This is a genomic window from Parabacteroides sp. AF18-52, from assembly GCF_003479145.1.
In the GTDB taxonomy this organism is placed as follows: domain Bacteria; phylum Bacteroidota; class Bacteroidia; order Bacteroidales; family Tannerellaceae; genus Parabacteroides; species Parabacteroides faecis.
On record NZ_QUGR01000008.1, the window covers coordinates 53620 to 69456 of the forward strand.

The 15837-nt window shown below is 45.3% G+C and carries 9 protein-coding genes and 1 riboswitch; of the genes, 6 read left to right on the plus strand and 3 right to left on the minus strand.

Annotation, left to right across the window (positions count from 1 at the left end; translation table 11 throughout):
• Positions 1-4 precede the first annotated feature (4 nt).
• The 4 genes from DWX23_RS14300 (at position 5) to DWX23_RS14315 (ending at position 5722) form a co-directional block, all read left to right on the plus strand.
• Positions 5-1483 (plus strand): right-handed parallel beta-helix repeat-containing protein, encoded by a 1479-nt coding sequence (locus tag DWX23_RS14300; RefSeq protein ID WP_122374985.1) that lies wholly within the window; start codon positions 5-7, stop codon positions 1481-1483.
• 47 nt (positions 1484-1530) lie between these two features.
• Positions 1531-1798, plus strand: a riboswitch (cobalamin riboswitch).
• Between the two features lie 265 nt (positions 1799-2063).
• Positions 2064-2657: a porin family protein gene (locus tag DWX23_RS14305; protein ID WP_122374986.1), complete on the plus strand. Its 594-nt coding sequence runs from the start codon at positions 2064-2066 to the stop codon at positions 2655-2657.
• A 69-nt stretch (positions 2658-2726) separates the two neighbouring features.
• The gene (gene priA / locus DWX23_RS14310; protein WP_122374987.1) at positions 2727-5189 is read left to right on the plus strand and encodes a primosomal protein N'; all 2463 of its coding nucleotides are present in this window, start codon (positions 2727-2729) and stop codon (positions 5187-5189) included.
• A 44-nt stretch (positions 5190-5233) separates the two neighbouring features.
• Positions 5234-5722, plus strand: coding sequence for a low molecular weight protein-tyrosine-phosphatase (locus DWX23_RS14315; protein ID WP_370450099.1), 489 nt, complete (start codon positions 5234-5236; stop codon positions 5720-5722).
• Here the strand turns inward: DWX23_RS14315 and DWX23_RS14320 are convergent.
• Entirely contained in the window at positions 5697-7727 is a 2031-nt protein-coding gene (locus tag DWX23_RS14320) for an HD family phosphohydrolase (protein ID WP_122356332.1), read from the minus strand. The two genes, DWX23_RS14315 and DWX23_RS14320, sit on opposite strands and share 26 nt — an antisense overlap.
• Positions 7728-7821: 94 nt before the next feature.
• Between DWX23_RS14320 and gltX the strand changes: the two genes are divergently transcribed.
• Both gltX and DWX23_RS14330 read left to right on the plus strand, forming a co-directional pair.
• Entirely contained in the window at positions 7822-9339 is a 1518-nt protein-coding gene (gene gltX, locus DWX23_RS14325; RefSeq protein ID WP_122374988.1) for a glutamate--tRNA ligase, read from the plus strand.
• Between the two features lie 3 nt (positions 9340-9342).
• Positions 9343-10581 carry a 3-deoxy-D-manno-octulosonic acid transferase gene (locus DWX23_RS14330; RefSeq protein ID WP_122356328.1) on the plus strand — a complete coding sequence of 413 codons (1239 nt, stop codon included), beginning with the start codon at positions 9343-9345 and terminating at the stop codon, positions 10579-10581.
• Between the two features lie 185 nt (positions 10582-10766).
• Here the strand turns inward: DWX23_RS14330 and DWX23_RS14335 are convergent, their stop codons facing one another.
• Together DWX23_RS14335 and DWX23_RS14340 are read right to left on the minus strand one after the other, a co-directional pair.
• Entirely contained in the window at positions 10767-12653 is a 1887-nt protein-coding gene (locus tag DWX23_RS14335; RefSeq protein ID WP_122356326.1) for a RagB/SusD family nutrient uptake outer membrane protein, read from the minus strand.
• A 29-nt stretch (positions 12654-12682) separates the two neighbouring features.
• A complete protein-coding gene (locus DWX23_RS14340) occupies positions 12683-15823 on the minus strand; it encodes a TonB-dependent receptor (RefSeq protein ID WP_122356324.1) in 3141 nt (1046 codons plus the stop codon).
• Between the last annotated feature and the right edge of the window lie 14 nt (positions 15824-15837).

The window sequence follows — 15837 nt, forward strand, 5'->3', positions numbered from 1 at the left end:
AGAGATGAAAATATGCACTTTGCTTTTGGCTTTATTGCTATGTGCCTGTAGTCCTGTTTCGCGGACATTTTATATGGATAGTCTGACGGGTGATGATAGCAACACAGGAAATTCACCTTCAACCGCCTGGAAGAGTTTGAAAAAACTGAATGAACAGATGTTCGAACCAGGTGACCGTATCTTGTTCAAATCGGGTACGGAATACATAGGACAGTTTGAACCGAAAGGTAGTGGTAGTAAAGAAATGCCTGTCATTGTCAGTAGTTATGAAGAAGGCAAAAAGCCCGTTTTACATGGTAACGGGCTCAAGCAACATACCGTGTTGCTTGAAGGTATTGAATATTGGGAGGTTAATAATCTGGAGATAACAAACAAAGGAGAAAAACCGGATCCGGGCAGGAACGGAGTGATTATTTACGCCTGGGATAAAGGAGATGTTCACCATATCCATTTAAAGAACCTGACTGTTCATGATGTGAACGGTAGTTGTATTAAGAATGAAGGAGCAGGAAACGGTATTTACTGGCATAATGGTGGAGAAGAAGTACCGACCCGTTTTGTCGATTTACTGATTGAGAACTGCCATATCTATCGTTGTCATCGAAATGGCATTACCGGAAATGGAAATTCAGGTCGTGATAAATGGTTCCCGAGTTTGAATGTCGTTATCCGGGGGAATCTGATCGAACAAGTTCCGGGGGATGGGATTGTCCCGATCGCTTGTGACGGTGCATTGGTCGAACATAATGTGGTGAGGGACAGTCCTGATCTGTTAAGGATTGAAGATGCCGCAGCCGGGATATGGCCGTGGAGTTGTGATAATACAATTATCCAGTTCAACGAAGTAAGTGGTCAGTTTGCGAAGTGGGATGCACAAGGATTCGATTCGGATTATAATTGTCGTAATACGCTTATCCAGTACAATTTCAGCCATGATAATGCCGGAGGTTTTGTGATGGTTTGTAATGAAGGTAACTCTTTGGGAGAGCCGTATAATATAGGTACAGAAAATACGATTATCCGCCACAATGTAAGTATTAATGACGGTTTGCGTCCGTATCCGACTCGTCCGGGTTGGTTCTCTCCGGTAATCCATATTTCCGGACCGGCTAAACAGACGGCTATTGAGGATAACGTAATCGTTATCATGAAAAAGCCTTCTCCCGATATAGATCGTTCAGTGCTCGTGATGGATAACTGGGGTGGTCCCTGGGCGGAGAATACGGTTTTCAAGCGGAATATCTTCTATGTCATGAACGATGAACTGCAATATAAGTTTGTGACAGGTAATAGCATTAATACCAAATTTGAAGGTAACACTTATTATGGCAATTTTATCGACAGGCCTGAAGATTCTTCCGCTGTTGAAAAAGAATTAGATTTACTATCCAGCTTTCCATTCCATAAGGAGTTTCCCGAATATTTGCGGGAGAAAGTGTTGGATCGATTGAAACAAAGCACCGATCAGGCTAAAATAGAATAGTCTCTAACGAAAATAGGCATTCGTTGTGATAATCCGAAAAAACTCTCTATATTTGCGGCATGCATTGTTCCTGGCCTGTATTCGCAGGAAAGGATTAAAAGGGAATCGGGTGAAAATCCCGGACAGTCCCGCTGCTGTAAGCTTCATAACGGATAAGGCAACACTCGTGCCACTGACGAAGGAGTTGACAGATAACAGTGGACAGTGGACAGTTTAACTGTCAATTGTCAACTATCAACTGTCAACTGACAAAAGTTGGGAAGGCGCCCGATCCGGAAGTAAGTCAGAAGACCTGCAAGGCATATTATTTCGACGGCTTCGAGGAAAGGCCGGAAGAGAACAAAAGGCAATTCTGCCTCTATATTCTTACTCCCGTTCATCCTGTCGTTGTCTTGGTGTATTTGTTTTTAATTATTTTGCCATAATAATTAGGAAAAGAGGCATGGATCGGTTTGCGGGATGAGCTCCGTGCCCGGTGCATGCTTTTCTTTTTAATGAATGAACAGTAAGGCTGGAATACTTGTTTATTATTGGAAAAGTATGTTTATTTGCAAACAGTAATTAATTAACAACAGGCAATATGAAAAAGGTTACAGGTTTAGTTTTGATTATTTTGATGGTATTCATAGCCGTACCGGCCAAGTCCCAGCTGAAGTTTGGGGTGAAAGGCGGTTTAAACATATCGTCCGTTCATCTGAATTCCGATATACTGAAAGCGGATAACGTGACAGGTTTCCAGATCGGTCCGATGATCGAAACAACGATTCCTCTGGTCGGAATAGGGTTGGATGCCGCGATCCTTTATTCACAGAAAGGAGTAGATATGAAAGCGGAAGGATCGGCATCTTCAACAAGTATGAAAACAGATTATCTCGATATACCGGTAAATCTGAAATGGAAATTCGGTATTCCTCTTGTCAAAGCCTATCTTTCTGCCGGTCCGTATGTCGGTTTCCGTGTGGGAGGGGATAAAATATGGGATGTTTTAGGAGATCAGATAAAAGCGAAAAACTTTAGTGCAGGCCTTAACTTCGGTGTAGGTGCGGAACTGATCAGTCATTTGCAGATCGGTGTAAATTACGGTTTGGGACTAACCGATAACTATAGTTCTGAGAAATTCGACCTGAATGCCAAGAACCGCGGATGGTCTATTACTGCTGCCATTTTGTTTTGATAACAGACATAAGATATGAAGGGTCGGGCTTTAACAGTCCGGCCTTTTTTGTTACTTTTGGCATCGTAAATGAAATATGCAGATGTCATACTACCCCTGCCGCTGGAAAATAGCTATACTTATAGCATTCCTGCGGACCTGGAGGCTGCCGTAACTCCCGGTTGCCGGGTCATTGTTCATTTCGGTAAGAAACGTTATTACACAGCGATTGTCATGGATGTGCATGAACGTAGGCCGAATACGGATTTTGAAACAAAAGAGATCTATGCCTTGCTGGATGCAAGTCCCGTGTTGCGCAGGCCGCAACTTCGTTTCTGGAAATGGATAGCCTCTTATTATTTGTGTAAACTGGGAGATGTTTATAAAGCAGCCTTACCTTCCGGGTTAAAACTGGAAAGTGAAACGGCTGTGACTTATAATGTTGATTTTGAGGCAGACGGTCCTTTGCGCCCCAATGAACAAGCAGTACTGGATGCCTTCAAAGGTGTACTCAAATTAACTGTATCGGAACTGGAGAAAAGAACCGGATTGCGTAATGTTGTACCGGTTGTGGCTTCTTTGATGGCTCGTGGAGCTGTTGAAGTCAGCGAAGAAATGAAACGAGGGTTTGTTCCGAAAATGCAGACATTTATCCGGTTGTCGCAGGAATATGCTACTGAGGAACGTTTACAGGAGGTTTTTGCCGATTTTAAGCGGGCAAAAAAACAGGAACTTTTGCTGGTTTGTTTTCTCGATTTAAGTCATGCTTTAAACCCTGCTCTGAGTAAGGAGGTTTCAAGAAAAGAATTAATGGAGCACAGTGGCTGTTCATCTGCTATATTGGAAGGTTTGCTGAAACGAGGAGTCCTGGAGAGTTATGAGAAAGAAGTCGGACGTTTGCAAGTCCCGGTATGCCGGTTGCAGTCGCTTAGTTTGCTAAGTCCGGCACAGGAAAAAGCCTATAACGAGATACATGATACTTTTACTTCCAAAGAGGTTTGTTTGCTTCATGGAGTTACTTCGAGCGGAAAGACTGAAATCTATGTCCGTCTGATCGATGAGGTGTTGAAGATGGGCCGGCAGGTTTTGTATATGCTTCCGGAGATCGCTATAACGACCCAGATCACGGAGCGGTTGGCTAAGTTGTTCGGAGACAAGTTGCTGGTATATCATTCCAAATTTTCCGACAATGAACGTGTGGAGGTTTGGAATAAGCTGCTTCATGGGGGAGAACCGATGGTCGTACTGGGAGTGCGTTCCTCTCTTTTTCTTCCGTTCAAGGACCTGGGGTTGATCATTGTGGATGAGGAACATGAGAATACCTATAAGCAACAAGACCCGGCACCACGTTACCATGCCCGTAATGCTGCTATCGTATTGGCGGGGATGCACGGGGCAAAGACATTGTTGGGGTCTGCGACCCCTTCGATCGACTCTTATTTCAATGCAACGACCGGTAAATATGGATTGGTAGAACTGACTTCCCGTTTCGGCGATTGCCTGATGCCGGAGATCATAACTGCCGATATAAAAGAACTGAAGCGTAAAAAGATCATGAAAGATACGCTTTTCTCTCCTTTGCTGGTTGAAAAGGTAAATGCGGCGCTTGCTCGTGGCGAACAGGCTATCCTGTTCCAGAACCGGCGTGGGTTCGCTCCGATGATCGAATGTAAGAGTTGCGGCTGGGTCCCTCATTGTGTGAATTGTGATGTCAGCCTGACCTATCATAAATACCATAATCAACTGGTCTGCCATTATTGCGGATATACTATTCAGTTACCGCCCCATTGTCCGGAATGTCAGAGTGCAGAGTTAAAAATGATGGGATTCGGTACGGAAAAGGTGGAGGAGGAGATCGCCTCTTTGTTTCCGGCGGCAAAAGTCGAGAGGCTGGATTTCGACACAGCCCGTACCCGTACGGCATACGAGCGTATTATATCGGATTTTGAGAAAGGGAAGACGCAGATACTGATCGGGACGCAGATGTTGTCCAAAGGGTTGGACTTTGGAAATGTGAGTGTAGTAGGTATTCTGAATGCCGATAACCTGATGAATTACCCAGACTTCCGGGCTCACGAACGCGCTTTCCAGCTGATGGTACAGGTGAGTGGGCGTGCCGGTAGGAGGGATAAACGCGGTACGGTTGTTTTACAGACTTCCCAGCCGGAGCATCCTTTGATACGGATGGTACAGCATTTTGCTTATCGGGAAATGGTCCGTTTGCAGTTGAGCGAGCGCAGTATGTTCCGGTATCCGCCTTATTACCGGTTGATTGTTCTGGTGCTCCGGAGCCGTAATGAGACCGTCTTGCAGGAAATGTCGACAATCTATGCAGAAAAGTTGCGTGTCCGTTTAGGAGAAAGGGTATTAGGCCCTGTGACTCCGCCTGTCACCCGGGTACAGACATTGCATATTAAAAAGATCGTTCTGAAAATCGAGATAGCTGCAGCGATTGCCCCTGTTAGGGAGATACTGGAAGCAATTCATTCGGAAATGCAACGCTATCTTCCTTTTAAACAGTTGATAGTGCACTATGATGTCGACCCGGCGTAAACAATGAAGTATTCAATTAAAAAAACAATTAAATGACCAGTATGATGAAGCAGGAAAAGATAAGATTGTTATTTGTTTGTCTCGGAAATATCTGTCGCTCTCCGTCGGCAGAAGCGGTGATGAAGAAATTGGTAAAGGATGCCGGTCTTGAAGATTCTATCGAAGTCGATTCGGCAGGTATCATGGGATATCATGAAGGAGAACGTGCCGACCAGCGGATGCGTAGCCATGCAGCACGGCGGGGCTATGTGCTCGATTCTATCTCCCGTCCTGTCCGTACTTCCGATTTCTATGATTTCGATCTGATCATCGGGATGGACGATCGTAATATCGATGACCTGAAACAGAAGGCCCCCGACCTGGAGTCTGTTGCTAAAATACACCAGATGACGGAATATTCCCGTAATAAATTATACGATTATGTCCCCGATCCCTATTACGGAGGCGCCTCCGGCTTTGAGTTGGTTCTCGACTTACTGGAAGACGCCTGTGGCGGATTATTGGAAACTATTTCTTCAGGTCAGGATAACTGATACGGGTATGGAACATCGTTTTCAGCTTGTCGACAAAAACACTTTTAATGGTTTCCACGTCCCGGAAGGTCAGCGGAGCACTCTTTAATAATCCGTCAGCGATCTGTCCGTCGATAATTTTATCCACCAACTGTTTGATGCTCTCTTCCGTATGTTCTTTCAGACTGCGGGAGGCCGCTTCAACAGAGTCCGCCATCATCAGCACGGCAGTCTCTTTTGAGAACGGGTTAGGTCCCGGATAAGTAAACACCTTTTCGTCGATCTCTTTATCCGGATATTGGTTTTTGAATGAGTTATAGAAATATTTGGCTTTCCCCAATCCATGATGTGTGCGGATGAAATCGACGACAGCTTTCGGTAACAATGCCTTCTCGGCTATCCTTACTCCATCGGTGACATGGTTGATGATCACTTTGGCACTCTGGTCGAAAGTCAGCTGGCCATGTGGATTCACACTACTTTGGTTTTCGGTAAAGAAAGCCGGGTTTGCCATTTTTCCTATATCATGGTACATGGCTCCCGTTCGCACCAGTTGCGCATTCGCTCCGATTTTTGCAGCCGCTTCCGATGCCAGGATAGAGACCTGCAGGGAGTGTTGGAATGTTCCGGGAGATGTTTCCGATAACTTTTTAAGAATAGGCGTATTGATGTTCGATAATTCCACCAACGTGATACTCGATACATATCCGAAGGTCTTTTCCAGCATGTAAACCAGAATATAAGTAAACATCAACAGAATGAAGTTAATACCGAAGTACAGGATCATCAGCCAGTTGATCTTGTTGAAATCGGCTTCCTGATATAAGGCAAGACTGATATAACATAATGTATAAGACATAAAGATCAGGAATGCGCAACGGATCAGCTGCGAACGTTCCGACAGGTCTCTCAAGCTGAAGGTAACGACCATCCCCGCTATGATCTGTAACAGCAGGAACTCATGCGGGAAAGGTACCATCAACGAACATATCAATACGATGATAAGATGCGTAAACAGGGCTGTACGGGAATCAAAGAAGGTCCGGACAACGATCGGCACAATCGCATAAGGCAATATATAAATATTGAACAGTGCATACGTGACACACAACTCTGTCAATATACAACTGACAAATATACACAGGACGAGAAACAGCGCGTTCCGTCTGTTATGTAATATCTTCAACCGGAAGGACCACAGGTATAGCCAGAAACAGAAAATCATACCGAAGACCAGTACGAATTGTCCGCCAAGGATAATACTTTGACGTTGGGCACCGCCCGACTTTGTTTCGTGTACGATCTTTAGGGAACGTAACACATTGTATGTATGATTATCAATAATTTCTCCCCTGTCAACGATGCGTTCCCCCGCCTGTACCATACCGTTAGCCAGTGCTACCCCCCGGAGCATATCGTCTTTTACTTTCTCAGACATCGCTTCATCGTACGATACGTTTTCCGTCAGGTAATTATTAATATCACAAGACTGCAGGATCGATTTGTCCAAACGGGTCGGACAATTATTTATAATGAACTCATAAGCTGTTTTTACCGTGAAAAAGTCGCTGGCATAACGGGAATGTGCAATATTATTTTCCAGCAGGTTAACGCGTTCGTAGTTGTTCTTTTTCAGGTTTTCCACTTCCTGCGGGGCTATGATCCCTTTTTTGTACAGGCTGACCAGGCTATTTTCGATGTATTGCATATAAGCCGGCGTCGCTTTCCGTTTCAGGTCATTGTTGTAGGCAGTCCGTAACTTGTCGACTTCCGTATTTTCGACAGTCGCGTCCATACGGAAATAAGGCTCGAAGTTTTTCAGTACACTGTCTTTTTCTGCTTCGACTTCGGCATCGGTTTTATAAATAGGAAAATCGCTCGGCGCAGTAAGCAATCCGTACCTCCAGGGCTTGCCTTCATAGAACTGATAACGGAATTTCCCCTCACGCGGGAAAAAGTAAGCAATTAGCAGAGATGCTACTATGAAATATACGGCCGGGTGTATGCTATAGTTTTTTAGTTTCATAAGATTCTCATTTGAGGGCGAAATGTACATAAAAAAGTTTAGTAAGAGAAAAAAAAGGACTACTTTTGCCGCATTATTATAGAATGAAAGAATTATGACTCAAAGGAAAGTTAGAGTCCGTTTTGCACCCAGCCCGACAGGGGCGCTGCATATCGGAGGTGTTCGTACTGCTTTATACAACTATTTGTTTGCCAAACAAAATGGCGGAGATTTGATTTTACGTATTGAAGATACCGATTCTCAACGGTTTGTTCCGGGAGCCGAGAAGTATATCATTGAAGCTCTTACCTGGTTGGGTATCAAGTTCGATGAAGGTGTGAACTTTGGAGGCGAACAGGGTCCCTATCGTCAAAGTGAGAGAAAGGCTATTTATAAGGAATATGTCGATCAGTTGTTGAACGATGGTCTGGCTTATATCGCTTTCGATACACCACAGGAACTGGATGCCAAACGTCAGGAAATCGCTAATTTCCAGTACGATGCATCTACCCGTTTGCAGATGCGCAACTCCTTGACACTTTCTGCAGAGGAAACAAAGGCATTGATCGATGCCGGCAACCAGTATGTTGTCCGTATCAAGATCGAACCGAACGAAGATATCCATGTAAACGATATCATCCGTGGTGAAGTAGTGATCAACTCTTCTATCCTGGATGATAAAGTATTATATAAATCGGCTGACCAGCTGCCTACTTACCATCTGGCAAACATTGTCGATGACCACCTGATGGAAGTAACTCACGTGATCCGTGGTGAAGAATGGTTGCCGAGTGCTCCCCTTCATGTCCTGTTATACCGTTATCTGGGTTGGGCGGATACGATGCCGCAATTTGCCCACCTCGCTTTATTGCTGAAGCCGGAAGGGAACGGTAAACTGAGTAAACGTGACGGTGACCGTTTAGGATTCCCTGTGTTCCCGTTGGAATGGCATGATCCTAAGACCGGCGATATTTCTTCGGGATACCGTGAAAGCGGTTATTTGCCGGAAGCAGTCGTTAACTTTCTTGCTCTGCTGGGATGGAACCCCGGTAACGATCAGGAGATCATGAGCATGGATGAACTGATCAAATATTTCGATCTTACCCGTTGCAGCAAGGCCGGTGCCAAGTTCGATTATGAAAAAGGTAAATGGTTCAACCACCAGTATATCCAGAAGAAAGACAATAAAGAAGTGGCAGCACTGTTCATGCCTATCCTTGAAAGCCACGGTGTAAAAGCCGAACCGGCTTATGTGGAAAAAGTGGTAGGAATGATGAAAGACCGTGTTTCTTTTATTAAGGAATTATGGGATGTTTGTGCATTCTTCTTTGTTGCTCCGACCGAATACGATGAGAAGACAACGAAAAAACGCTGGAAAGCCGATTCTGCAGTCCAGTTGGCAGAACTGATCGAAGTGCTGCGCGTTCGTGAACCGTTCGATATCGAAGGAACCGAAGAAGAAGTGAAAGCCTGGATCGAAAGCAAAGGATACCATTTGGGAAATATCATGAATGCTACCCGTTTGGCTTTGGTCGGTGAAGGAAAAGGCCCTCACATATTTGATATTACAGAAGCTTTAGGAAAAGAAGAATCTATTCGCCGTATCGAAAGAGCGATTGAAGTGCTTAAATAAGTTATGTATAGTCTGGCAATCCACTTTTACGCATTTATCATTGCGTTGATATCTCCATTCCATAAAAAGGCCCGGATCATGCGTCTGGGTCAATGGAGGACGAATTCCATTCTTCGTGAGAAGATCGACCGGAATGCAAAATATATCTGGTTTCATGCTTCCTCTCTGGGCGAGTTCGAACAGGGCCGTCCGATGATGGAGAAGATCAAGGCGGAACATCCGGAGTATAAAATACTGCTTACTTTCTTTTCTCCTTCGGGATATGAGGTTCGTAAGAATTACAATGGGGCAGATGTTATTTGTTATCTGCCCTTCGATACGCCTTACCGGGTTAAAAAGTTCCTGAATCTGGCAAACCCGGCTATTGCCGTATTTATAAAATATGAGTTTTGGGGAAATTACCTGCATGAGTTAAAACGCAGAGGCATCCCTGTTTATATCATTTCTGCTATCTTCCGTCGTGACCAGCTGTTTTTCCAATGGTTCGGTTATTCATACCGGAAGATGCTTTATTGCTTCACACATTTGTTCGTACAGGACGATCGCTCGAAAGAATTATTGAATGAATTTGGTATCAGGAATGTGACGGTTACCGGTGATACCCGCTTCGACCGGGTATTGGACGTTCGTAACCAAGCCCGTGAATTGCCGAATGTGGAACGTTTTGTTTGTGAAGGAGGAGAAGAGAAACACCTTACTCTTATTGCCGGAAGTTCCTGGCCGCAGGATGAGGAAATACTGATCCCTTATTTCAATGAACATCCGGAGATGAAATTAATCATTGCGCCGCATGAGATCCACCGGGAACATCTGATGTATATCGAGTCGCTGTTGAAGCGTCCCTCCGTCCGTTTATCGGATGTGAAGCAAGATCCGTCTTTACTGGAAGGAAAAGATTGCCTGATCATCGATAGTTTCGGATTGCTCTCTTCGATCTACCGTTACGGCACGATCGCTTATATCGGTGGAGGTTTCGGAGCCGGTATACATAATACATTGGAAGCTGCGGTTTATGGCATACCTGTCATATTCGGACCCAGATACCAGAAATTCAAGGAAGCACGCGACCTGATCAAAGTGGGAGGAGGTTTTTCCGTATCGGATAAACAGGTTTTCTGTGATAAGATGGATGAGTTGCTGACTTATCATGAAGTTTTGGAAGCTTCGGGTAATAGTGCCGGACATTTCGTTAGTGATAATGCCGGGGCAACCGATAAGATATTACAAACGATTCAGTTTTAAAAAGAGATACCGATTGATCAGATGTTTTTCAGGTTTATGCCGGATAAGAAACAGACATCTGTCAATCGGTACTCGTTTTTTTAAGCTCCGGGTTCTCAAAATCCCGTGTATTCCACTTTCATTCAATAGCCCGGAGCCTTGCGCATAGTTGATGTTTTTATGTATTGCGCTTTTTTCTCATTGATTTATTCTGTTGCCGGAGCTTCTTCACCGACCATCAGGGGAGTAATATTATTTTCTGCTCCCGGATAGCCTATATTCTGATTGATAACCCCTCCGGTATTTGTCTTGATCGCATTTTCCGGAACCGGCCACAGTACATGATGTACGCTCATCCGGTATTCGCCATAAGGGATAACGACTCCTTTGTTGTAAAAGTTATTATGCTTGATCACCCAATCGAAATAAAAGTTCACTCCAGCATCCTTACAGTTTGTCCCGGTTCCGCCCGGACCGGAGAAATTATCTAATTTATAGATGCGCCCCCCGAATTCTTCACAAGCCTTGCCTGTTTTAGCATACAGATAGGACATGCGGACCAGTTCCACATGGCGGTTTTCTTCGTAGTACAGTTCACGGGCACGTTCGGCCAATACCTCGGCGATACCGATCGTTCCGGTCAAAGGTTCTGCCCCGGCGCGGTTGCGGACAACATTCAGCATGGCGGCAGCATTCGCATTATCCCCTTTCCAATAGTAGCACTCGGCCATCATCAGATATGTTTCGGCTGAACGATAGACATACCAGGGAGTTTCACCGCCCTGGTAATCCTGTGTTTTTGTAGGGTCCGGAACAAACAGTTTGTAATGCGGCCACATATACCAGCAACGGATAGAGTCGGCAACGGACATGTCATTCGGGCGAACCAGCGGCTGGCCATACCACGGACTGTTATTCTTCTTCAGGCTCGGCTCATTGTATCGCAGATCCTCCATACGTTTCCAGCTGTCGTGATTATTCGGACTGCGCAAGTCGTTCTTTTCCTTATCGGTCCAGATCTCATACTGGAAATAATTCGTAGGGCGGCAAGTGCCGATACCACGGCCGTAATTGGCATCATTATCGATCTCCGTGTTCTTGTCTTCGGAGGCCGGAACAATAGCTGTCCCGGATTTTCCGTCCGGAGTTTTGATGGCTGCCCCTTTGGCCCAGTAGGGGAGTCCGTTACGCATCGTATAAATACGTTTATCTCCGGCTTCGACAATGTCAGGATAAGCCACCACGTACATGAGACCTTCCGTATTGTTCATGTCTATTTTAGCTTCTACGCTATGTAAGTCATGCATCAGGTTTGTATTCGGTTTGTTCTGGTTGCTGGTGAAACGTTCTGTCATCAACGGATGCCGGGCAACTACTTCCTTTCCCACTTCGATGGCGCGGTCGAAATCTCCCAGCGACATACATATTTTCATTAATAACATGCCGCAAGCATCTTTATTAGCCCTGCCGCGGTCCATCTGTTCAGGAACCCATTGATAGGCAAACTCCATATCCTTTTTACATTGTTCGAGTATGCTCCAGCGGTCATAGGAATAAAAGTCGAGCTTCGGCCGGGTGATCTCTTCACTTAACCAGGGGACGTTCCCGAACTGATGTGTCAATTTGTAATAACGGTAGGAACGATGGAAATAGGCTCCGCCCAGCACTGCATTCCGCTCTGCCTCGTCTTTGAATGTGGCGGCGTCGAGACGGCTGATCACAATATTGGCATACTTGATCCCTTTAAAACCTTCTGCCCAATACCATCCGTTCTTGCCTTTCATATCATTCTTCGTACGGGCAGGAAGCATCTCGTTATCGAAATCGACCAGCGAACCGCTTTCATCGGTTTTCCCATGTACGGCAATATCTGCTGTGTACATTTCCGTTAGTATCGGAGCGCCGTCGGTAAAAAATTCGTGGCGCATATTCCGTTCGCAGGCTACCAATGCGGAGTACAAACCGGCTGCGTCTACATAGGTGTTTTCCGGAGTGTAGAAGGATAGGGGCTTCGGTTCGAGCCAACTGTCGTTACAGGAGTTGAGTAAAGGTAACGCGGCTAAAGCCAGTATAAGATATTTTGTATTGTTCATAATCTTAATTCTTATAGGTTGATCAATGTTTATAAAGTAAAGTTTACACCGAAATTGACGGTTCTCAGCGTCGTGTCGCCGCCTTCCGGATCTCCGAAAGTCCATCCTGTGATGACGAACGGGTTACGAACGGCAACAGAGAAACGCATGTTCTGTACGGAGAATTTTTTCAGGAAGTTTTGCGGAACATTATACGACAATGTGATGTTTTCCATGCGTACAAATGTCTTTTTTACATAATTGCTACCGATGTTTTTGGATCCCAGGCGTCCGTAATCGTCGGTCGGATTATCTTTCGTCCAGCGCGGAATATCTACTACGGTATACCGGTCGAACATACCGCCTGTATTGGCTGCCCGGTTGAATGTCCCGTATTGCCCGATATGCGAATACATCATAAAGGATAAATTGAAGTTTTTATAGAATGTAAACTCATTTCTCCATGACCAGCGGTAACGGGGAGTTGTATATCCCTGGAATATCTTATCGTCGTTATCCATTACCCCGTCGTTGTTCTGGTCGATGTATTTAAAATCTCCCGGCTTATTCCCGTATTTGGCAGCCTCTTCTTCTTCTCCGAGCTGCCAGACGCCGTCGCGTTCATAATCCCATATCTGATCTGTATCGTGACCGATGAACCATTTGTTTGCTATATCATCCGCTTCTTTATATCCGATCACATTGCCGTCGGCATCCTTCACTTCTTCTTTGTCTCCATACAGATGTTTGATTTTCCGGCGGTTGAATGAGAAAGTTCCGCTTGAATTCCAAGAGAAGTTTTTATTCTCTATCAGATTGGCATTCAAAGTCAGCTCAAATCCACGGTTCGTCAATGTTCCCAGATTGGCTTTCACATTATCGTACCCTAAAATGGAAGGCAGCGAACGGCTCACCAACAGGTCGTTGGTTTCGGCCATGTAAGTTTCCATGCTACCGCTTAGTCTGTTTCCGCACACAGAGAAGTCGATACCTATATTGTAAGAGGCCGTACGTTCCCATTTCAATGCGCTGTTCGGCATGCGGTTGATGTATATCTGGGAGGTTACATAGACATTTCCGTTCTGGTCGATATAAGGATGCAGTCCGGAATTCAGGGAAGCTAATGCTTCATATTGACCGATATCTCTGTTCCCGTTCTGTCCCCAGGAAAAACGGAGTTTTCCGTAATTTAGCCAATTGTCTGATGCTTTCATAAATTTTTCGGAAGTAAAGACCCAGCCCAAAGCTAATGCGGGGAATGTGGCACGTGGGTTCATTTGCCCGAAAGCGGAATAGCCGTCACGTCGGACCGAAGCTGTGATCAGATATTTATCCCGGAAAGAATAAAATACGCGTCCCATTAACGCATCTCCTGTTTTGTAGGTATCGTTACTGGAGACGGATGGAATGGCTCCGGCTCCGATATTATGGTATCCAAGCACGTCACTTGGGGTAAACTGCTGGTTCTTGGCTACCGTTTGCCACCATTGCCCCTTTTCCGCATTGAACAGGAACGTCGCTTCTACACGGTGATCCTTACCGAACTCCTGTTTCCAGCGTACGATATGGTCGAGCAGCCAGTTGAACGTCTTCTCGTTTTTTCGTTCCGACTTTCCGCCTTCTCCGGCCCATTCAGGATGTTGGGACGATTCATGGTTCATATATTCGTACCAATGGTAACGGGGAGTAAAATTCATTTGGTATTCCAACCCGAAAGGTAATTTCAGGATAGCATACAAATTGGCATTGAAATCATGGTTGATATCGCGCCGGTCGCGATACAGGTTGTCGAAGAACGGATTTTTGGTATTATTGTCGCCGGAAGGATACATCCGGTACGGACTATCCAGGTTGTCAATTTCGTTGGTCGTGTATGGTGAATTATGCTCGCGCTGATCGACATCGGCAGCCAGGTAACCACCGATACGGGTCGCAAATTGAGAATTTAGTCCGACAGTAAGAAAAGAAGTAACTTTCGATTCCAGATTCAGTCGTGACCGGAAATTCCGGTAGCGGTCACCGGTTTTTACTCCTTCACGGTCGGCGTATCCCAGCGACCAATAATAAGAGAAATTGTCCGTCCGGTTGGATATACTGGTGGTATAATCCTGTTGCAGACCGGTCTGATAAACGATGTCATCCCAATTGGTCTCCACGCCGTTCAGATAATTTTCAATTTCGATATTCTGCAGATTCAGACGGGTCAGCCAGGTTGTGACCAGTGTCTTGTCATCAGGCAGCACTGAACCCGGATTTTTCTGGTCGTAATTGTACCATGTCAATGGATCGACTCCCATCGATGACAAGGTGCGCGGGTCGGCATACTTGCCGGGTTGTGCAGTTAGTTCGTCCTGGGATAGCAGACCTTCTGCATATTCCTGACGAAATGCTAGGAAGCCTGCTCCGTCAACCGTTTTAGGCAAGCGCGAATTATGTACCAGGCCGACGTTGGCATTGAAAGTAATCACCGGCTTACCCGTATTTCCTTTTTTAGTCGTAATGGCAATGACTCCATTGGCTGCTTTGGCTCCATAAACAGCAACGGAACTGGCATCTTTCAGGACATCGATGCTTTCGACATCCATGGCATTGATATCCTGCATGGAACCGTCGTAAATGACGCCATCCAGTACGATGAGAGGAGCAGAACCAGCACTTAACGTATTTTTTCCTCGTATTTGCAGGTCGGCTGTACCGGCAGCATCTGTAGACATGCTGATGGACAAACCGGCGGCACTGGCACGCAGCAGGTCTTGAACGGACCGTGGAGCTTCCGCTTCCATTTTTTCTGCTTTTACACGGGAAATAGCACCTGTCAGGTCTTTTTTCTTAGCTGTACCGTAACCGATAACCAGTACTTCATCCAGTTCTTCGGTATCTTCTTTTAGAGTGATTGTGAGTATTTCCTGATTGGTAACAGGAATCTCTTGCGTTACATAACCGATATAAGAAAATACCAATATCGGCTTTTCCCCTGACACATTCAGTCTGAACATTCCGTCACTACCGGTTATGGTTCCATTGGTCTTTCCTTTTTCCATAACATTAACACCGATAAGTGCTTCACCTGAATGATCTTTTACAATACCTTTTACGGTAGTTCTTTGCGCATAGGCCTGACTAATAAACATCCCTGATAAAAATAGTATCAAGGCAAGTCGATGAAAAAAACTGAGAACATGATTTTTCATACAAATGTAAATAC